Consider the following 20,135-nt stretch of genomic DNA (forward strand, 5'->3'; position numbering starts at 1 on the left):
TTGACAGGCTTAACCGAGTTACTAAAAGGCGCCCTTGAAGGCATTGTTTTACAACGAATCAGTCAAAATGAAACGTACGGCTATGAAATTACAAATTACCTCGTCACTTTAGGGTTTGAAGACATCGTCGAAGGCACCGTTTACACGGTCTTGCTCCGGCTAGAGAAAAAGGGACTGCTTAACGTCACCCGGCGGAAGTCAGAGGTGGGCCCCCCACGAAAATTTTACACGTTAAGCACCGCTGGCCAGCAATACCTCACCGATTTCTGGGAAAAGTGGCAGTTTTTAGCCACCACCATGACAAAACTGAAGGAGAAATAACATGACTAATTTTTTAATCACAATGATAGGTGACAAGAAGCGCTATAACGCGTTTAAGCAAGATATGGCCGCCCTCCCACCGGCCTACGCGAAAACGTTGGACGCTCTCCAACGCTACATCTGGAACTTCGCTAAAAACGGGGCAATGCTTGATCCGCTCGAAGATATTTTGCACATGTTTCAGGAAAGTGCCGCTGAAAAGGTCCCGGTCAATCAAGCGGTGGGAGACGACCCCGTCGTCTTCGCCGAATCAATTATGGCACAGTATCCCGACGACCTATGGTTGATCAAATACCGTAACCAGTTACGGGAGCAGGTGGCCGAGGCTGAAAGGTTATAGGAAGAGAGTGTGGAATAAGGCGGTTAGACTGCGGAGCGTAAGACAGAAGACCAAAGAATCCCGGGCTTGGATTCTTGGGGCTTTTGGCTTACGCAGTAGCGGTCTGCCTTGTGGAACACGTTTAGAGTGTGGAACAGCGCAGCTAGAGTGCGCCACAAGGTGGTTAGACCGCAGCTCATCATCGAGGAACTTGGAAAATTTCAGTGTCAACACAAACACATCCGATTCTGGCAGGCTCGTCAAAATCGGATGTTTTTGTGTGATGCGGCCGGAATCCGAGTTTTGCTACTAATCGCAGTAAACTCATGCACAGCCCTTTCATTGAGTTCACTAACTGTAATGATAGCGACACGCATATATCCGGATAGTATCAGTCACACCGTCAATATCATATATCAAACGGTGTTCTTGCGTAATACGTCGTGACCACAAACCCGATAGGTCGTGTTTCAACGGTTCAGGCTTTCCGATACCAGTATATGGGTCACCTCGTTCTATATCTTTTAACAGCTTATGAATCTGGCGAACATTGCGCTTATCTCCTAGGTTATACCTACAAATAATCGTCCCACGCTTTAGTCGTCCACGCCTTAATCATCTGGTAAATCCTTTAAATCGTGGACTTGCGCTTTACCATTCGTGAATTCCGCTTGTCCTTCACGAATCTGTGCCACTAATGCCTGGTTACTCAAAATATAGAGTGTCTCTTGCATCGCATCATAATCTTTCTTACCCATCACCACTACTGTGTCATCGGCATCCTTAGTCGTTACAATTAAGCTCTCTGAATCGTCATTGACTTGCCGCATATAACTACGTAGCTTTTGACGAAATTCACTGTCTGAGATTGCATTCACCGATAACCACCTCCAAAGTGCAATATCTATTGGTGTCATCTTAACTTTTATTATTTACGGAACAATGCCGTAATCGCAATGTTTTTAGCTTCTTACTGATTCATGACGAGGTCGTCAATTTGCTTGAAAAAGGCGTCGCCGTGGACACCAGTCACCAGCGTAATCGGTCGGCCAGTCGGCGTTAAGAAGGTCCGACCAGCGCCCGGTCCCTCGGTCAAAACGTCACCCGTGACCTGCTTAGTCGTCACGAGCTCTGGATAACGGCTCACCATCGTGGTTAAAACGTCCCACAAATAATAGATGGAGTTGGCTTCAAATGAATGAACCAACGAATAACCTTGACCAATGAGGTCAAAGGCTGGAAAGCGCCGAAGACTCGCCCAGTGTTGGCGTAACTCACGGGTGAGCGGCACCTGATCCGTGCTTTCAAGGCCGACCATTACAATATCGAGGGAAGAATCCCAGACCGTCTTAACGGCTTCTGGATCCCAATAAGCATTCCATTCCATGGTGCCATCTTGTTCTGGTTCTGCCACGTTTCCTTGGTCGTTCATGGTACCACCCATCCAGTATAGGCGATCAATTTTAGTCACAATTGTTGGGTCATCATCTAATGCGCGTGCTAGGTCGGTCAAAGGTCCCGTCATGACCAGTGTCACAGGTTCATCAGCCGCTAATACCTTTTCACGCAAATCATCGTGAGCTGCTAGCGGGGCTTGTGGCGTCTTGGGATCGCCATGCTCGTTTAAAATTGGAAAATCATCAAACGAGAACGCGCTTAACCGCCACTCCTTAGGAAATTGATGAACCGGCCGTGAATCAGACTGGGCGACTTCCAACCCCTGATCCGCTCCAAACAAGTCGATGATCTTTCGTGACGCCGACACAGCCGGCTCAACGTAAGAGTCAGCCCCGACCGCTCCGACACCAATCAGTTTGACATCCGGCATCCGTAGCAATAACAGTAAAGAGACCAAATCATCAACGTTGCCATCGTGATTAAGATAGATTTTTTTCATAGAGAACCTCCGACCATTTAATGGTTGTATTGTACCAAAAGTTCGGATATTTATAAAATTAAAATTGAATTATTAATCTTAAAAAGACATTGATAAGTAAAACCCGAATTTAATCTAAAAAAGCACTCATTCAACTTGCAATGAGTGCTAGAACCACTATAAACCTGTCATAACGACAACTTTTCCAAAGGACTGTCGACTGGCCAAATACTCGTGAGCAAGTCTGGTTTCTTCAAGCGAAAAGACCTTCTCAGGCGCAACATCAATGTGGTGAGCCGTCACAAAATCCAGCATTTCTTGAAACTTTCCCGATGTGACGTCACCCGAACTAAACCCGGTCACATACGTATCGTTTGGCATATCCGTTATGGGATCAAACTCTGGTAGCGTCCACTGGTTGCCCAATTCTCCGGTCATATTGACAATGCCATAGGGGCTGAGGTGTTGCATTGAATCGCGTAACGTCAGCGGGCCAACTAATTCCACAATTTTATCGAATTTTTCATCAACCGGGATCTCGGCCGCCACGACCAGCGCCCCATCAAATCCAGCCTGAATCAGTTGCGCCCGTTTTTCTGGAGAACGGGTCGTCCCGACGACTTCATTATGCCGATTGAGCGCCCTGATTAACTTCAAACTGGCTAATCCGACTCCACTCGTTGCCGCGCGAACTAAAATCCGATCGTCGGGTTTTACCTGGAGACCTTTAACAATGCCATAAGCCGTGTAATAGGTTTCCGGAACGGCCGCTAATTCTTCCCATGATAGGGACGTTTCCACGGGGAAAATGTGCTGATTGGGTAAAAGGGCATACTCGGCATAGCCACCATCAAAGGCTCGGCCCATTTCGCCCATAATTGCCGCCACCGGCTGGCCAACCTGAAACCGCGTTGGGTCAGACGTCTCAGCAACTTCACCAACCGCTTCAATCCCTAAAATTCGAGGAAATTTTACTGACGGGGATTTCCCTTCACGCGTAAAGATTTCAGAGTGATTAATGCCGAATCCTTTCACCTTAACTAGGCTCCAACCCGGCTTAACCTTGGGTGTCGGGACTTCTCGATACTGCAACACTTCAGGGCTCCCCGGCTGTGATACAACGATGGCTTTCATCTTAATTCACCCTCCTAATTAACTAACCCGTGTGCTTTCAAATAAGCGTGCGCAACCGTCGCCGCTTTTCGGTGCTTAACCGTCACTTGGTAGTTCATCTCCTGCATGTCAGCGTTTGAAATTTTACCAGCCAGTTTATTTAACGCTGTCACAACTTCGGGCCGCTGCTTCGCGAAGTTGGCTAACATTAATGGTGCGCCTTGATATGGTGGGAAAAAGGACTTTGAATCCGTTAGTGTCACCAAGTGGTACCGCCGAATTTGTGGATCAGTGGTATAGGCGTCTGTCACGTCCACGCGCTTATCCGCCAGGGCCTCATAGCGCAGTGCCGGTTCCATGGTCCGAACACTCCGTAAGTTAAAATGATAGGCCTGCTTGAGTCCAGGATAACCGTCTGCTTGCTGATAAAAATCTGGATCAAACGCCCCGTCTAATTGACCGGCAACCCGCGCTAAATCTGCGACTGTCTTTAAATGATATTTGGCCGCTGTCGCTGACCGAACGGCTAAAGCATACGTATTTTGATACTTCATTGGCTTGAGATACGTCATTTTGAACTGTTGCTGGAGGTCGTGCTTAGCATCTTGGTAGGCCGTTTCTGGGTCGTGGCTGACCCCCGAACTCGTCTTGACTAGTGATTGCAAAACCGTCCCGGTGAATTCGGGATAAATATCAACTTGTTTGCTAGTCACCGCCTTGAACAAAAAACTAGTGCCGCCAAAGTTGGGTTTTAAATTAACCGTAATCGCTGGGTCCTGTTGCTCGATTAGATCCTTATACATATTAATCAAAATTTCGGGTTCCCCACCCATTTTACCCGCGATTGTGACTGTTTCGTGGGGCTTAGCCAACAGTTGCCGGCCAAGACCAACGCCTGCACCTAAAACGGCCACGACTAACACGCCGATTCCCAGTTTTTTAAAGGAAACGTTTGCCAAAACTTTAATCAATAAACTGGCCAGTAAGGCTAAGACGGCTGAAAGTACCGCACCAACAACGAGAGCGGCGTTATTATTGGTCTGAATCCCTAGTAAAATATAGGTCCCTAACCCGCCGCCACCAATCAGAGCCGCTAAGGTCGCGGTTCCAATAACCAGAACCGTCGCAATCCGGATCCCGGATAAGATCATTGGCATGGCCAGGGGAATTTCGATTCGAAACAGCTTAAAACGCCGACTAACACCCAGTGCATCGGCCGCTTCCATTAACACGGGATCGATGTTCGTCAATCCCGCATACGTGTTTTGAAACACTGGCATAATCGCATACAGAACTAACGCAATGACGGCGGGGACCGTCCCAATCCCGACAAACGGAATCAAGATTCCCAGAACCGCTAGGCTGGGGATTGTCTGAATCACCCCGGCAACCTGCAAAATCACCTCACCGATTCGCTGGTGGTTAACGAGTGCAATGGCGAGTGGAACGCCAATCAGAATGGTAATAATCATCGCAATCAGCGAAATTTCCACGTGCTGCCAAAGTGCTTGAAGAATTTCATTGCCATTCTTAGCCAAGTAAGTACTTAACTCATTGATCGTGATCACTCTCCTCTCCAAGCCGCGCAACATAGTTGAGCAAATCGTGAATGGTCAAAACGCGACCGTCAACTTCGATTAGCTGATCAGCACGTCGTTCAAGCATACCGGCCCACTCGAATACCGTTTGACTATTCCGAACCTTTAAGGGGGTTTCCCCCGGTTGTTTCTCACGACCAAGACCCGCTACTAGGACCTGTTTCAGTAACCGGTCGCCAGAACTCTCAGCATCAAAAAACTGACGCACCACTTCGTTAGCCGGATTAGCCATCACTTCATTGGGCGGCCCGACCTGTTGCAAAGCGCCGTGGTAAACGACACCAACCCGATCAGCCAGCAACGTCGCTTCATGCATGTCGTGGGTCACAAAAACAATTGTAGCGTCAATTTCACGATGCAGCTCAATCATAATCTGTTGTAGCTGCCGCCGGGAAACGGGATCAAGAGCGCTAAAGGGTTCGTCCATTAATATGAGCTTTGGCTTAGCCGCCAGCGACCGAACGATGCCCACCCGCTGTGCTTCGCCCCCGGATAGCTCACTTGGCATCCGCTGTAAAAACGTCTTCGGTGGTAATCCAACCTTGGCCATCAGTGCTGAAATTCGGTCTTCCTTGGCCTTTTTGTCCCAGCCCAAGGCATCCAACTGGACAGCTGCATTTTGAGCCACCGTCAAGTTGGGAAACAACGCCCCGGTTTGCAGCACGTAGCCAATGTGTCGGCGTAACTGTCGTAAATCGGTTTTGGCCACGTCTTCACCATCAACCTTAACGGTCCCACTTGTGGGTACGACCAGCTGATTGATTGTTTTAAGAAGGGTTGTTTTCCCACTTCCTGACGGCCCAACTAACACAAATAACTCACCATCGTTAATGGTGAGCGTTAGATTCTTCAACGCATTTTGATCATCATACTTTTTGCCAATGTTTTCAAATTCAATCACGGTCGTTCACCTCAGCTTCTTTTTCCATACTAAATAAACGATCAATTGGGCGCAACCAAAAAGATGAAATTCGTGTCATTATTTTAGTCCTGGCGTATATTTAAGGTAACTTTTACACCATCACATCAAGCTAGGAACACAGAAAGGTGGAAGTAACATGACAATCACAGTCACTGGCGCAAGTGGCCATTTAGGCCATCGCGTCATCAAAGCACTGCTCAAATTGACGATCGATGATAACATCCGAGCTGGGGTCCACAATCCCGAAAAGCTGGCGGCCTTTCAAAAGCTGGGCGTTCAAGCGGTCCAACTCGATTATTTCAATAACGCTTCCATGGACTTAGCCTTTAACGGGACCGATGTTTTAGTCTACATTCCCAGCAAAACCTATAACGTTTTAAAGCGCGTTGCTGAACTAGAAAGCGTCTTGACCGCCGCTAAAAAAGCGGCTGTTAGCCAGATCATTTTCGTGAGCTTTTTTGCGGATCAAGAGACTAATCCGTTCACGATGTCGCCGTTTTACGGGTATGCGCCTCGCCGATTGGCCGGTTTTGGGATTCCTTATGCCGTGGTTAAAAACAGCCTGTTCGCTGACCCACTTGTTCCCTATCTCCCAGAATTAATCGAGCGCCAAGCCCTCATTTACCCGGTTGACGACCAAAAACTAGCATTCATTACACAAACCGATAGTGCCGAAGCCATCGCGCAACTCGCCGTCAAGCCAGAACTGCGTGGCCACGGTGAAACGTACCTACTGTCGCAAGAAGAAGCGTTCGATATGCCAACCTTAGGGGCCCTGATGACCGATGTCACCGGCCACCCCATCGGTTATCAGCCAGTTTCAACAAAGGCCTTTGCTGATATCTATCGATCTGAAGGTGACGGTGACGAATTGAGCAGTATGTATCGAGCCGGCGAAATGGGCCTAATGGCGGCCACGTCAAAGGACTTTCAAAAATTAACCGGCCATGCTCCGGAAACTATGGCGGCTTTTTTGAAACGCAGCTATCAACCGGAGAATTAATATTGCCCGGGAAATACCATTTTAGTAACGGAGGCAACACCCATGCAAATTCATACCCAATCTAAGTACGATTACCTCTTACCGGCCGCACTACTTGCCGCCGCAGCCGGTGGGCTTGATGCCTACACCTACCTTGAACACGGTGAAGTGTTTGCGGGGCTTCAAACGGGGAACTTAATTCTTCTTGGAACTCACCTAGGACAAGGGCAATCGGCCACTCGATACCTCATTTCAATCATGATGTTTATGGTTGGCACCCTCATTGTTCGACTCTTACAGCATCGTTATCCAAGCGACGCTAATCTCAGTCGGTCCACAATCGTGATCTTCTACGAAATCTTACTAATCGGCCTCAGTGGAGGGCTATCTGCTCACGTCTCCGACATTGTCACAACTGGTTTACTGTCGATGGCAGCCGCCGGTCAACTTCAGGAATTTCGGCGGCTAAACGGCGGTCCCTTTACCTCCCTGATGATGACGGGAAATATCCGGACCCTGGCAGAGAGCCTTTACGATGCCGCTTTTAAGCACGACCATCAGGCTAGCGTTAAAGGTCTCGCCACGTTAACAATCATTATTAGTTTTGTACTGGGAGCCGGTTTCAACGGTGTCATGGTCACGTATTGGGGTGACACAACCATTTGGATTTCCGCCATAATTTTATTCATCACTTGGCTGAGTAGCCACGTTTATCGCATTATCCCATCGTCGCACTAACTGGTGATAACTTAGACCAACCCAAATAGAGCCACTGACGCAACAAGCATCAGTGGCTTTTGTGATCGACTGGGTTTACCTTGAACGCTTTGACCGTGCCCTCAGCGCCGCTAAAATGGTCACGGTGTCCACCACTTCTTGTAGTAACGCACCAACAATGGTTGGAATGACACCCGTACTCGCAATGAGCATCAACCCCGTACAGATGCCGACGCCAATCAACACGGATTGACGGGCCACCTTCATCGTATCCCTTGAAATTTCAACTGCGGCAACGACCCGACTGAGATCATCCTTTAAAATAACCGCATCCGCTGACTCACTCGCAGCGGTCGCCCCGTGGGCCCCCATAGCCAAACCAACATCCGCCGTGACCAAGGAGGGCGCATCATTGACGCCATCGCCCACCATTGCGACAGGCCGCTTTTCCCGTGGCAACTGCTTGAGCACCGCAATCTTTTCAGCGGGGAGGCACTCTGCGTAGACGTCATCAATACCAACAGACTGGGCAATTTTCTCAGCAATCGGCCGCCGGTCACCTGAAATCATCATTAGGTGATCAACGCCAAGCTGATGCAAGCCAGTCACAGTCGTTGCTGCCTCTGGCCGCAACTGATCTGAAAAAGTGATGCAGCCCAAGTAGCGGCTATCTGCGGAGACGTACACGGCCGTAGTCGACTGCTGCTCGATGGGTGCCGACGTGACAAAATCAGCCTTTCCCACCTTCACCACTTCTCCTGCTACCGTGGCGCTAACCCCACCACCCGTTACTTCCGCAACGTTAGTCGCCGCAGGTAAGTCCGCCGGTGCCACTTCAACTAATGAGCGGGCCAGTACATGATTGGAATGTTGTTCACACGCGGCAGCCAACTTAATTAGCGCCGCCTGTGACACGCCAGCTACCGGTAAAACTTCCGCAACTGTCAAATTCCCCTGCGTAATCGTCCCCGTTTTATCAAACGCCATTGTTTTAACCTTCGCCAGTTTTTCCAACGTCGTTCCCGTTTTGACAATGATCCCGCTCTGACTAGCTCGACTCATACCAGCCACTAATGCGATGGGTGCTGCTAATATTAAGGGACACGGTGACGCCACGACTAAAACTTCTGCAAACCGTTCAGGAGTCCCTGACACGGCCCAAGCAATGCCAGCAATCACGTAAGCTACCAAGGTGAAAGGGACGGCGTAACGGTCGGCCATTCGGACAAAGTGCGCCGGTTGGGCTTCGGCTTGCTTGACCAACCGAATAATGTTTTGATACTGACTGTCCTCAGCCAATTGGTCAGCCACCATCGTCACGGTATTATCGCCATTGACGGCCCCCGACATTAGCGGGCTCCCCGCCGTTATTTCGACTAGCCGAGATTCACCCGTTAGCGACGATTCATCAACCATCGCTTGACCGGCCACGACCGTGCCATCGACTGGCACTACCTCACCGGGTTTAACCAGTAACCGATCCCCAACGGCCACTGATTCGACCGCAACATCATGGATCTGATCTTCAATCACAACGTGGGCAATCTGGGGGGACTTTTCCAACAACGCCTGGAGGTCTGTGTTGGCCTTGTGAGCGGCATAATCTTCCAAGGCATCACCACCAGTTAACATGAGTAAAACAATAAGGGCCGCCCAGTACTCACCGATTGCCAGCGTGGCCACTACCGCTGTAATAGCCAGTAAATCCACGCCGAACTTACCTGACCGTAACGTTTTAACCATGTCCACCAGCATGAGGCAAGCAATCAGCGAACCAAGCGCCGTGACCACGATTTGAGCGACGCCGCTTTGTCGAAATAGAAATTGCAAAATCAGGGCTACAGCGCCCACTGTTAAAACACCCCATAACCGTTTATAGTTACTGAATTTTAACATCGTCGTCCCACCTTTCGTGCTCATTACTTCACTTTAATGATACCGAAAAAATCCCACAAATGGTATTTAAATGCGTCATCTGTGGGACTGATGTTTCACGTGAAACTTGGCTAAGTATAACATTGAAGGATAAATTCTGATATAGTAACATTTATGGCACTATCAATTATACAGAAAAAATAATGGTATCCAGCGTCCATCTCATAGCCCAGATGAATCTACTCAGTCAACGTGATTTTGGAAAATTGAATACAGATCCGCCCCAAGTAGCCTAAATTATTAAGTACGATTTTTATTTACTCAAAAAGTGATATTTACTTGTTCAAGATCGAAATATTGATTGAAAATCAAACGCGAATCAAGCTACTGACACCTCTTAAAAAACACGCAGTAGTCAATATGGACAAAATTTCATCGTATTATAAATTTGATGGTAAAATTAACTTTGTATAAGCATGAGAAAATGTAGCTGTCTTTTACCTGTGATAAGGCTAAACAAGCCAGAAAATAAAGAACGATTTTATTCGTAAAATAACGATAATAGTCGCTTTCTTTAGGAGGTGTCAAGATGATTAAAGTCGCGATTTGTGACGATATTCCAGAAATGACTAGTGCTGTCGAGAAAACTCTCGAAGCTTATAACCCCACACTATTTGATATATCAGTCTTCTTCACTGCAGATAAGTTAATTGCGTCATTGCAGAATATTCAATATGATTTTTTTATTCTTGACATTGAATTGCCTTCCTCATCAGGAATAAATGTTGCAAAAGAGATCCGCAAGCATAATTTAAATGTACCAATTATTTTTCTAACAAATTTCAGCGAATACATGGAAGACGTTTTTCAAGTTCAAACTTTTGATTATATTCTAAAGCCCGTGACAGAAGAAAAAATGTTTCCGGTCATTAAAAAAGTTATCAAATATTTGGATTTAGACGATGACCATTTTTCTTTCACATATAAGCGAATTGCGTACAATTTAAAATTTACAGATATTATTTGTTTTGAAAAACAAAAACGTATCGTTATTATTCACACAGCACAGACCGACTTTCAGGCGATTATGTCGACGCCCGAACTATTGCAAAAATTAAACGACAATTTTGTACAAGTTCATACCTCCTATATCGTTAATATCAAGTTTATTAAAGAAGTTGGTACGAATTATATCATTTTAACGGAAGACTCTGGATCAATTGAAATACCCATTAGTCGGAAATTCAAATCACAAGCAAGAGATGCAATTATTATGAAAATGAGGAGTAAACTATGACAGATACTATAATCAGATTGTTGAGTTTTCTTGTTTATGCCTTCTTGCTTAATTTCTTCTTTTCGAGTTGGTCAGTTGCAAATCAGCTATCATTGAAACGCATTTTAGTACTACTTGGATTAACAGGTATTGTTTCACTTACCGCATTTTTTGCTTCCAGTAGCATTGAACCATTTATCAATATCATTGTAACGTTAATCGCCATGATAACAATTGCTAGTCAGTATGATGTGCCCAATAAAGACATGTTTTTCTGGGTTGTAATTTTGTTAGCCATTAACTTTATTAGTGAGTCAATTTCGCTAGCTATTTTTGATGCAGTGTTATCCTCACAGTACGATGCACAAAATTTGCTGTTTGTCATCATCACTACTAGTATCACGATGACAATTGAAATACTGATGTTTCTGGCGCTTAAACTCGTATTTTTCCGAAACCACATTATTCTTGAATCTTTAAACTTACCATCGTTGGTTGCTCTAACCTCTATTCCAGTTGTATCAATCATCGTCTTATTTAGTTTTTTACTTGCTAAGATTAACGTCACAATCCATTCTACGTACTTTGTACTACTGGTAGCATTTGGTGTGCTCTATATGAATCTTTGTATACTTTACTTGTATAGTAGCTTAACGAAACACCTTCGGCAGTTGAATCAAATTACACTGCAAAATAAGTCACTTTCATATGAGTTAAAGTATATTTCTGAGTTAAAAAAGTCGCAGGAACAACTTTCTGCTATTCGACATGATTTAAAAAATAAATTCATTGTTTTTCGGGGATTACTGGAGCACAATCAGATTGACGAAGCAAAAAACTATCTACAAGCAACAACAGATCAGCTCAATGTTCGGCAAAAATTCTATACACGTGATATTATCCTAAATTACTTGCTGAACGATAAGCACGAATTGGCTAATCAAGCTAATATTAAATTTGAGATTAAAGTACTTCTATCTGAGCAAATCAATGTTGATAAAGATATCCTTGCAGTTTTAATTGGTAACTTAATTGATAACGCGTTAGAGGCTTCTAAAAGGTTACCAAATCAAAATGAAGCTGAAATCTCTTTGGTCATTAAACAATTCGAAGATAAGCTACTGATCGATATTAAAAATCACTATAATCCTGGAGAAGTTGTTACACGCCGTAGGCGTAAATATGACGGGCTTGGTACCAGTAATATTAAACGAATTGTTTCTAATTACAATGGTCTGTATAAACAATGGACGGAGACAAATGTTTATCTGGTAAGTATTATTCTTTTAAATATAAACTAAAAAGCAACCTAGTATCAGCTACCTATGTTTTCGGATAGGCGCCAATTCCTGGTTGCTTTTTCACTCGATTGAATGTGTTTTATGATCTATGAATTGAAAATAATATGCAACACACACAGCCAGCAACACAATGGTTGTGATATAGCTTCCCTCCAACCCAAAGCTGCCACCGCTTAATACTGGATGATCACTGTAGATATTTGTCTTTAAAAAAGATACTCCAAGTCCAATATTACTGACTTTACTTCCAAAAATAACACCAAGAGAAAAATTCCAACCGCCGTGTAGACCGGCAACTATCCAGAGGTTTTGTCGTTTATAGAATAACAAGCCAAGAAAGATCCCCAACAATAGCAACGATAATAAACTCCAAATCGAGAAGTTGCCATTTATCGAATGTACTAGTGCAAAAATCAATGCGCTTATAACAATTGCGGTCATAGGCTTTAGCTTTGTGGCAAGGCCATTCATTAAGTAGCCTCTAAAAATCACTTCTTCACTTAATCCTTGAATTGCAAAGCCAAATAAATACAGCAGTACTAAACTCATATCAATATTACTAGTAAAAATAAATTGGACGTGCGCTAAATGACCAATTATTGTTGTAATTAAATAGACACAAACTACGCCCAGCAACCACCCCCTAAGAACTTCAAGCAAAGTGCCTTCATGGGTAATCCCGAGGGATAGTAACCGTCGTTTTTCAATAAAGCCCGCATAAACCAAAAAAATTAGAATTGTCAAAATTGTACCAAATAATTCGCCTATTAAAAAAGGTCTACTATTAAGATTAACGGCAAAACCACTTCCTGAGAAGAATGCGTACAAACCTACGTATATTAATTGCGAAAGGCTTTGCAGCACGACAACCATTATGATCTGGAAACCAAACCAAGTTTTACGTTCATTAGCCGAAATTTCCATAATATTATTTCTTAGCAAGCTGGATCACCACCAATCGCACTGCTTAAAGTGCTTCGTTCTTATCAATACTACGCCCCATACTGATACCTGCAATGGTGACTAGCACGATCATTGCAATGGCAACAAGCAATGAAAGAAATTCGTAAGACATTAATGTGATTGCAGATAAGTTTGATAGAAATACCACAAAGACAATACTAGCAATGATACCTTGTACTGTTGAATTGAGCTTAATACCAATAAAACTGGAAAACAGGATGATTGTCAACGTCAAACAAATGCAAGCAATTGTTGATACCACAACATCAATGGTGTGTGGAAGTGGACTGATTTTAATCAAGGGTATAATGACATTCATCATCATGAATACCAGGTTTGATATAAGGAGTCCAACAATCATCGATAAACTTATTACTGCTGAGAATGCTTTTGTTTTAGTGTAAAAAAGTTCTTTACGGCTAATGGGCAGTAAATAGGTCTTACTTTTATTCATGCCGACATAATCACGAACTAAGTATTGGCTAGCCATCACAGTTCCATAGATTGCTAAGACACACATTGTTCCAGTTGTTGCTAATCCGAGGACAGAGCTGTAGCTCGTTAGCATATTATTTTCATCGCTGGCGTCAAAGCGGCCCACCAACGCAAAGAAATATAAAAATAACAGTTGTAAAATTCCGGTTGTCAAGCCTAGAGGCAATAGCATTTTTTTCATACGTGAAAACTCAAAGTTGAAGTGTTTCATCATCAAGACCTCCTCGATCTAATCGCTAATTCGATTTGTTCATTTTAATTTAACGATTGGACGCTATTAATAAAGCTATGATAAAAACCCATTAAGCCGTCTGAAAATTCTTCATTAATTTCTGCAATCGTTTTTCGAGTACTTGTTTGCCCCTTGGCCATCACGATAGCATCCGTAATCACATCATTTAGATCAGCGAACGAATGACTAGTGATAATAACGATTTTATCTTGAGAGAGTTGTTCGATGAGATTTTTTGTTAAAACAACTCCGTCAGGATCCAAGCCGTTAAACGGTTCATCAAGGATCAAAATTTCAGGTGTGTGAGAGATAGCTACCGCCAACAGCAAACGTTGACGCATACCCAGTGATAGACTACCGATCATTTGTTTCTCAGATACATCTAGTCCCACGTTTTCTAAAATGGTTGACCATTTTTTGGGGGCAGTCAGTCCAAAAAAGTAATAGTGTTCTTCAAGTAGTTCCTTAATAGATAAATCAAATATACTATCAGATTGGGCAAACACGGACCCGATTTTTTTGAGGAAGTCTGTACGTGTTTCTTGGTTTAGAATTAAATCATCAATCCGAATATCACCAGCGTTTGGAACTAGTAGGCCACAAACACACTTGAGTAATGTGGTTTTACCTGCACCATTAGGGCCGACTAGCCCGTAAATTCCATTGTTCTTAAAAATTAAATTATCGATCCGTAAAATGTTTCTGCCATCAATTGACTTAGTGACATGATCAATCTTTAGTTGTGTCAAAATTTAATTACCCCCTTTTGGTTAGCGCAGATAATGATAAAGTGAAAGCGATCAGTGCCCACAATATCAGAACGATTATATTAAAAAATGATACCGTGCCTGAATGAAATAAAGTTGCTCGTATTAAATCACTTGTTGGAACAAATGGGAGCCAGTTATAAACTGATGCCAGCCAATCCGGAATACGACTGGCCGGATAAGTGATTGGTGAAAATAGCAAACCACCAATCATAATAACTTGGGTTGCGAGCGCCATAACGTTCGCTGACAGCCAATAGGCCAAGGTAAACCCGATCAAAATCATCGTTATCTGTGCTAGCAAGATAATGACAATGCTTAGTGGTGAAATATATAGGTGGATTTTGAATCTAATTACTGCAGCAAGGCATGACATAATAACACCCGGCAAAGATGCTAAACTCCAGATAATCACATCTGCCAGTATGATACTGGTTCTATCAACTGGTAGTGTCTTTTGATACGCAACAATGCCATCCTGTTTGGCTGTACCGATAATTTGGGCAGCTAGAACACAACCAACTGCAATAATACCGATTGTAATAGCACCAGATGATAGGTACAGCGAATCTTGATGTGTCATATTTGGCAGTAATAACGCTAATCCATACACAATAGCAAGCGCCAGTACAGCTTGGGTAACACTAAATGTCGGTAACAGCACTTTATGCCTAACCAAACTCCACCAGACGAGTCCACCAAATTTACGTGTTTTTGTCTTCAAAGAATGATCAACTATCTGCTCACTATTTATCTCCATCAGTTAAGCCTCCGTACATTACATCAAGCGAGTTGGGTGCAAGGTTATACGTTACAATTTCAGACAGATCAATACGCTGTTGTAACCAATTAATCGCTGGTATTATTTGGGAGTGGGTTAAAATAATTTCATATTCCAAAGCACTATCCTGCTTGACCTTGATCGATTTAGGAAAATCGTCAACTGATAAGGGACGTTTAGTTGTAAGCGTTAATACATTTTCAGACAAGCGGTTGGACGACGCTAAATTGGTCGACTCATCCTTAATTAAATGGCCATGATCTAATAGCAGATAACGATCCGCATATTGATCAACCTCAAGTAGATTATGTGTAACGACTATCACAATATGTCCAGATTCAGCAAGTTGACCGAGATACTGCCAAATCAGTTTACGCCTGACCGGATCAACATCATTAGTTGGTTCGTCAAACAAGAGAATCGGTGCTGGTGCTACAACGGTCATCGCAAACGATGTTAAACGTTGCAACCCCCCAGATAGTTTTTCACCTGTTGTGTTTGCCCAATCCATAATTTTTAAAGCATTTAACACTTTGTCCAATTCTGATTTGCGATCACCATCAAAATGTCCCCGAATTCTAGACACCGCTTCAATCGATTGACGGAGGGTGACGCCCGTCAGGGGCGCATGTAGCTGAGGCATCATAGAAATCATGCTTCTAGCAACCGATGGTTCTTGAATAAACGAATGGCCAGCAAATGTAACCGATCCCTTATCAGGTTTAGTAATTCCCATAATTTGATTGAGTAATGTGGTTTTACCTGCACCATTATGACCCGTCAAGGCGGTGATAACACCCGGTGAAAACTGTGTTGATATATTGTCATTAGCGGTTACTTGACCATGATTAAATGTTTTAGTAATTGAATGAATACTTAAATTTGACATTAGATTGATCAACCTCCTTCGCGGTTACTAACGAATCAGCCGATAAATACGCATAATCAAGGGTAGCAACCAACCTACAATAATTAGAATCGACATCATTCTACCTAAAATATTGATTAGCGTAATTTCCGCTGTTCGCTTATTTCTCAAATCAGCAAGCATTGAAGGATTATCTGAGATCATTGCAATCACTAGTTGTCCATCTGTCCGCTTGTGAATCCTAAGCTGCCATAGAATTCTTACCCATAAAATAGCGCAAGCAACTGGTAAAAACCAAGCATCACTGTATAACCACAGCCCTGATAGTACAGCTAATTCAACCAGGTCAAGTACAACACCTGCCGAAACTGCAGCAGTTCTACCTAACCGTGACCATACCCAAACGTGTGATAGAGAAACCTTCGCTACTGCCGTCTTCGCAGAGATGTGTAAGCCCGCTTTTGAAGGAGTTAATTGCCCAAACAGTAAATGCATTAATTCATGAGCTATCGTCGTTACTATTGAAAATAAAACAATAAAAATAATGTTTTCCAGTAAACCTATGTGTTCCGCAATAAGCAAGTTCCCGGTAGGGATTCCTCTAATTAAGGTTGTATAACCAACATAAAGTGCTGATATAATACCTATTATTAGAAATGTAGTTCTAGCGATTATCCAACCAGTAGATTTACTCTCAACGATGGGTCTCGGTACGGGCTCATCAGAATCTTTTAGAAAGCCCATATCTTTTAGGGTCGTCATAAAGTGTTCATTGTTTGAAAATGAGTCAACATCTCCGTGCAATAGTTTTGTCGATATTTTTTCATCTACAATGATTGGTTTTGCTTTGCTGGTTAATAGAATCCAGTTGTTGTCTCTCAGCCTTCGTCCTAAGATTGGATTTAATTCTGGTTGATCAGTCATACTTGATGCCCTTGTTTTGATAGTATTGGAAAATCTGCCAGTCTTCAGCACTACCATTACCACATGTCGGGCATTCATCTTCAAAACGGGGCCACGTATGATGGGTGAAAGACGACCCATCCTCATAATTAATTTCAAATTGTGTACCCAGACTTTGCGGTTTGGCATACCGTGTTAAAACTCTAATTGCTTCATCAACAATTGAAGATACTAACTGAAACATGCCCGGCCCGTACGCAATTGAAGGCGGATTGAAATTAACTTCGCGGAAACCCACAAATTGATCTAAAAATTTAGGATCATGTTTACTAAAATTCAAATTTAAACAGTCAAAGCATCCAGTGACATATGGAATCACAGTATAGACACGTCCACGGCTGACCTGTGAAGCACCAAATACACAAGGTAAATCAGCCGCCACAATTGCCTTGTTAACAACTCGATGAATGATAAACGGCGGCTCATCGATTGCGCAAATTACTAAGTCAACCCCATCTGTGTACTGTAATATATCTTCTGGGCTTTGAATTTTTTGATTGTGTACTTCAATTTCAACATCTGAGTTCATTTCGTTAATGGCTTTTTTAGCTACTTCGGTTTTCAGTTTACCGACATCAGCTTCACGAAACAGAAATTGGCGACCTAGATTACCCATTTCCACACGATCATAATCGACAATAATGATCTTTTTTGGCCCCAATCCAGCTAATAATGTTAATATGTTGGATCCACCACCGCCAAGTCCAAGTAAGAGAATCGTACTTTCATGTATCTTCCTTTGTACCTCAAAACGATTTCCATTCATACCGACAAAGCGGCTAAAGTAACTGATATTTGGGAGGTAGCGTTCTTCATCAGTTTCATCAGGCAATGTCTCTTCAAGGACATTATTTTCATCTAATAAGTCAATACCGGATATAATGTCATCAACTGTTAATTCTGGAAATTTTTTTTGCATTTCTACTACAATATCACTAACTTTTTGTCCATTTAACTTACTAGCTAGACTGTAGAGTTGTCCTTCTGGATCCCCAAATTCAACGGTGATTCCTAACTGGGCACCAATCCTAAAATAGGTTTTATCAAGACGATATAGGGGATAAATCGGCTTGATTCGTGGTCTGTTGTATTTCATATGCTCCTCCTAGTATATTTTGCGTTAAAAAAAGTTGGCGAGATCATCTTTAAGTTAAAGATAACCTCGCCAATGATTAGCACTAGTTGTAATTAGATAACAATCCACCATGCTGTTGCGTCAACTTTGTCTGCTTTACGTACTGTAATGTTCTTCATGACCGCCAACTCCTTTCACGCAAAACTGTCATCAAGCTTCACGCCCTCTTATCCAAGTATTTTGATTAATACCTATGAACACGTCATTGGTATATATTTATGATATGTCTGAATGTTTTTATTTTGGCTATAACGTCACAATTGACCGTTTTAATGTAACGAATGACGCAAATTTGTCTTGTCGTTTTGCATTTATGTAAATAAGAATAAAAGCAATATGATAACTGTTTTTATTTTTGAACTCACAATGCGGTCAATATAAAAATTGGTCCCCAAACCAATGCCGGGTTACTGGATTGGTATGAGGATCAAAAATTAATGTCTTATAGTTAGTTTACTTTTTATTTTGTCGGGTCCAATGCCAGTCAAGAATTCAGCCAACATTATTAAAAAGACTATCCCGATAAGGTTAATGTTCGACCTACTACCTTCCATGGACTGTGTCACTCACACGTATCATTGCTGATCAGCTTGGGTGACAATCCACTAGTTATTCGTAACCGACTTGAGAACAAGGATATCAACACGACTTTGGAGATATACGGGCATCTCTACCCAATACGGATACTGATGCAGACAATAAGCTCTCAGGTCTGATCGCAATCCAACCAGCAGTTTCAAAAGTGTGCCACGTAGTTTTAAAACTCCGTTGAATCGTTGATCTAATAACCATTTATCATACACAGTCTATGTTTCACGTGAAACATTTTAAAATTACCGGGCCGTCCACCCACCATCAGCCTTAATCACATCACCGTTAACAAAGCTCGAATCGTCTGATGCTAAGAACACGGCCACGTTCGCAATTTGCTCTGGCTGACCCATTGGAGCCGTTTGAGAGCCCGTTGCAGCAATGGCTTGACCCCCTAGCGGATCCGGGTCAGTAATTGAATTCCCGATATTAGTGGCGACACCACCAGGTGCAATTGCATTAGCTCGAATATTGCCAAATGTGCCATAGGTGGCCGCGATGTTTTTAGTCAGTCCGACTAGCCCGTGTTTGGAAGCAGCATAGGCTGCACCACCGCGGGCACCAAACAGACCTCCAACGGACGCATTGTTGATGATCACGCCCCCGGTTTCTTGATCTTCCATGACACGAATAGCAGCCCGACTAGCCATGAATGGGCCCGTTAAATTGATGGCTAAAACCCGTTGCCACAGTTCATCAGTCACGTTCCCAACGGCTTTAAAATTATCCATAATCCCAGCATTATTGACGAGAATGTCAAGCTGACCATAAGTCGTCGTTGCCTGCTTGATCATTGCTTCAACATCCGCTTCTTGGGCCATATTCGTGACAATACTCGTCGCTGTCCCTCCGCCTTGAGTAATCTCATCAACAACTTGAGCTAGTGATTCCGCATTGATATCGGCTAAAACAAGCCTTGCACCCTCTCGTGCATATGCCTCAGCGATTGCCTTCCCCATTCCTGAAGCGGCTCCTGTTACAATTGCGACTTTGTTTGTTAATTTAGCTGTCATCACCATCACTCCATTCTTTTTGTATCC

The 20,135-nt window shown here is 43.4% G+C and carries 20 protein-coding genes and 1 pseudogene; 6 read left to right on the top strand and 15 right to left on the bottom strand.

Annotated features, from left to right (window positions below; translation table 11 throughout):
- Window positions 1–321, top strand: a complete 321-nt coding sequence (locus FC96_RS05395) for a PadR family transcriptional regulator (RefSeq protein WP_054660224.1) — start codon at window positions 1–3, stop codon at window positions 319–321.
- A 1-nt stretch (window position 322) separates the two neighbouring features.
- Window positions 323–661 carry a DUF1048 domain-containing protein gene (locus FC96_RS05400; RefSeq protein WP_056942282.1) on the top strand — a complete coding sequence of 113 codons (339 nt, stop codon included), beginning with the start codon at window positions 323–325 and terminating at the stop codon, window positions 659–661.
- 330 nt (window positions 662–991) lie between these two features.
- On the opposite strand, the pseudogene FC96_RS12705 reads toward FC96_RS05400, so the two are convergent.
- From FC96_RS12705 to FC96_RS05425, 6 genes and pseudogenes are all read right to left on the bottom strand, one after another.
- A pseudogene (locus FC96_RS12705) lies at window positions 992–1,259 on the bottom strand (Txe/YoeB family addiction module toxin).
- The gene (locus FC96_RS05405; protein ID WP_054660228.1) at window positions 1,252–1,518 is read right to left on the bottom strand and encodes a type II toxin-antitoxin system Phd/YefM family antitoxin; all 267 of its coding nucleotides are present in this window, start codon (window positions 1,516–1,518) and stop codon (window positions 1,252–1,254) included. Before FC96_RS05405 ends, FC96_RS12705 begins: the two are co-directional and overlap by 8 nt.
- A 92-nt stretch (window positions 1,519–1,610) precedes the next feature.
- Complete coding sequence (locus tag FC96_RS05410; protein WP_056942283.1) at window positions 1,611–2,537, bottom strand: nucleoside hydrolase; 927 nt, start codon at window positions 2,535–2,537, stop codon at window positions 1,611–1,613.
- A 156-nt stretch (window positions 2,538–2,693) separates the two neighbouring features.
- A complete protein-coding gene (locus FC96_RS05415) occupies window positions 2,694–3,650 on the bottom strand; it encodes a zinc-binding alcohol dehydrogenase family protein (RefSeq protein ID WP_056942284.1) in 957 nt (318 codons plus the stop codon).
- Between the two features lie 14 nt (window positions 3,651–3,664).
- Window positions 3,665–5,188: an ABC transporter permease/substrate-binding protein gene (locus FC96_RS05420; RefSeq protein ID WP_235804732.1), complete on the bottom strand. Its 1,524-nt coding sequence runs from the start codon at window positions 5,186–5,188 to the stop codon at window positions 3,665–3,667.
- Window positions 5,181–6,128 (bottom strand): ATP-binding cassette domain-containing protein, encoded by a 948-nt coding sequence (locus FC96_RS05425; protein ID WP_056942286.1) that lies wholly within the window; start codon window positions 6,126–6,128, stop codon window positions 5,181–5,183. The genes FC96_RS05420 and FC96_RS05425 overlap by 8 nt, the downstream gene beginning before the upstream one ends.
- A 157-nt stretch (window positions 6,129–6,285) precedes the next feature.
- On the opposite strand from FC96_RS05425, the gene FC96_RS05430 reads away from it, so the two are divergent.
- Together FC96_RS05430 and FC96_RS05435 are read left to right on the top strand one after the other, a co-directional pair.
- Window positions 6,286–7,152 (top strand): NmrA family NAD(P)-binding protein, encoded by an 867-nt coding sequence (locus FC96_RS05430; protein WP_056942287.1) that lies wholly within the window; start codon window positions 6,286–6,288, stop codon window positions 7,150–7,152.
- A gap of 42 nt (window positions 7,153–7,194) precedes the next feature.
- Window positions 7,195–7,869, top strand: a complete 675-nt coding sequence (locus FC96_RS05435) for a YoaK family protein (protein ID WP_054660234.1) — start codon at window positions 7,195–7,197, stop codon at window positions 7,867–7,869.
- Between the two features lie 75 nt (window positions 7,870–7,944).
- On the opposite strand, the gene FC96_RS05440 is transcribed toward FC96_RS05435, so the two are convergent.
- The gene (locus tag FC96_RS05440) at window positions 7,945–9,744 is read right to left on the bottom strand and encodes a heavy metal translocating P-type ATPase (RefSeq protein WP_056942288.1); all 1,800 of its coding nucleotides are present in this window, start codon (window positions 9,742–9,744) and stop codon (window positions 7,945–7,947) included.
- 568 nt (window positions 9,745–10,312) lie between these two features.
- On the opposite strand from FC96_RS05440, the gene FC96_RS05445 reads away from it, so the two are divergent.
- Both FC96_RS05445 and FC96_RS05450 read left to right on the top strand, forming a co-directional pair.
- A complete protein-coding gene (locus tag FC96_RS05445) occupies window positions 10,313–11,020 on the top strand; it encodes a LytR/AlgR family response regulator transcription factor (RefSeq protein WP_056942289.1) in 708 nt (235 codons plus the stop codon).
- The gene (locus tag FC96_RS05450) at window positions 11,017–12,300 is read left to right on the top strand and encodes a sensor histidine kinase (RefSeq protein WP_056942290.1); all 1,284 of its coding nucleotides are present in this window, start codon (window positions 11,017–11,019) and stop codon (window positions 12,298–12,300) included. The genes FC96_RS05445 and FC96_RS05450 overlap by 4 nt, the downstream gene beginning before the upstream one ends.
- 60 nt (window positions 12,301–12,360) lie before the next feature.
- Here FC96_RS05450 and FC96_RS05455 read toward each other — a convergent pair whose 3' ends face one another.
- From FC96_RS05455 to FC96_RS05490, 8 genes are all read right to left on the bottom strand, one after another.
- Entirely contained in the window at window positions 12,361–13,242 is an 882-nt protein-coding gene (locus FC96_RS05455; protein ID WP_056942291.1) for a CPBP family intramembrane glutamic endopeptidase, read from the bottom strand.
- Between the two features lie 25 nt (window positions 13,243–13,267).
- Window positions 13,268–13,972, bottom strand: coding sequence for a hypothetical protein (locus FC96_RS05460; protein ID WP_156403163.1), 705 nt, complete (start codon window positions 13,970–13,972; stop codon window positions 13,268–13,270).
- A gap of 41 nt (window positions 13,973–14,013) precedes the next feature.
- A complete protein-coding gene (locus FC96_RS05465) occupies window positions 14,014–14,739 on the bottom strand; it encodes an ABC transporter ATP-binding protein (protein ID WP_056942293.1) in 726 nt (241 codons plus the stop codon).
- Between the two features lie 7 nt (window positions 14,740–14,746).
- The gene (locus tag FC96_RS05470) at window positions 14,747–15,517 is read right to left on the bottom strand and encodes an ABC transporter permease (RefSeq protein ID WP_056942294.1); all 771 of its coding nucleotides are present in this window, start codon (window positions 15,515–15,517) and stop codon (window positions 14,747–14,749) included.
- Complete coding sequence (locus FC96_RS05475; RefSeq protein ID WP_054660244.1) at window positions 15,504–16,427, bottom strand: ABC transporter ATP-binding protein; 924 nt, start codon at window positions 16,425–16,427, stop codon at window positions 15,504–15,506. Before FC96_RS05475 ends, FC96_RS05470 begins: the two co-directional genes overlap by 14 nt.
- 27 nt (window positions 16,428–16,454) lie before the next feature.
- Window positions 16,455–17,330, bottom strand: a complete 876-nt coding sequence (locus tag FC96_RS05480; protein WP_056942295.1) for a hypothetical protein — start codon at window positions 17,328–17,330, stop codon at window positions 16,455–16,457.
- Window positions 17,323–18,465, bottom strand: a complete 1,143-nt coding sequence (locus FC96_RS05485; RefSeq protein WP_056942296.1) for a ThiF family adenylyltransferase — start codon at window positions 18,463–18,465, stop codon at window positions 17,323–17,325. Before FC96_RS05485 ends, FC96_RS05480 begins: the two co-directional genes overlap by 8 nt.
- A gap of 872 nt (window positions 18,466–19,337) precedes the next feature.
- Window positions 19,338–20,108 carry a glucose 1-dehydrogenase gene (locus tag FC96_RS05490; RefSeq protein WP_054660246.1) on the bottom strand — a complete coding sequence of 257 codons (771 nt, stop codon included), beginning with the start codon at window positions 20,106–20,108 and terminating at the stop codon, window positions 19,338–19,340.
- Between the last annotated feature and the right edge of the window lie 27 nt (window positions 20,109–20,135).

It is taken from the genome of Secundilactobacillus kimchicus JCM 15530, from assembly GCF_001433995.1.
GTDB classification, from domain to species: domain Bacteria; phylum Bacillota; class Bacilli; order Lactobacillales; family Lactobacillaceae; genus Secundilactobacillus; species Secundilactobacillus kimchicus.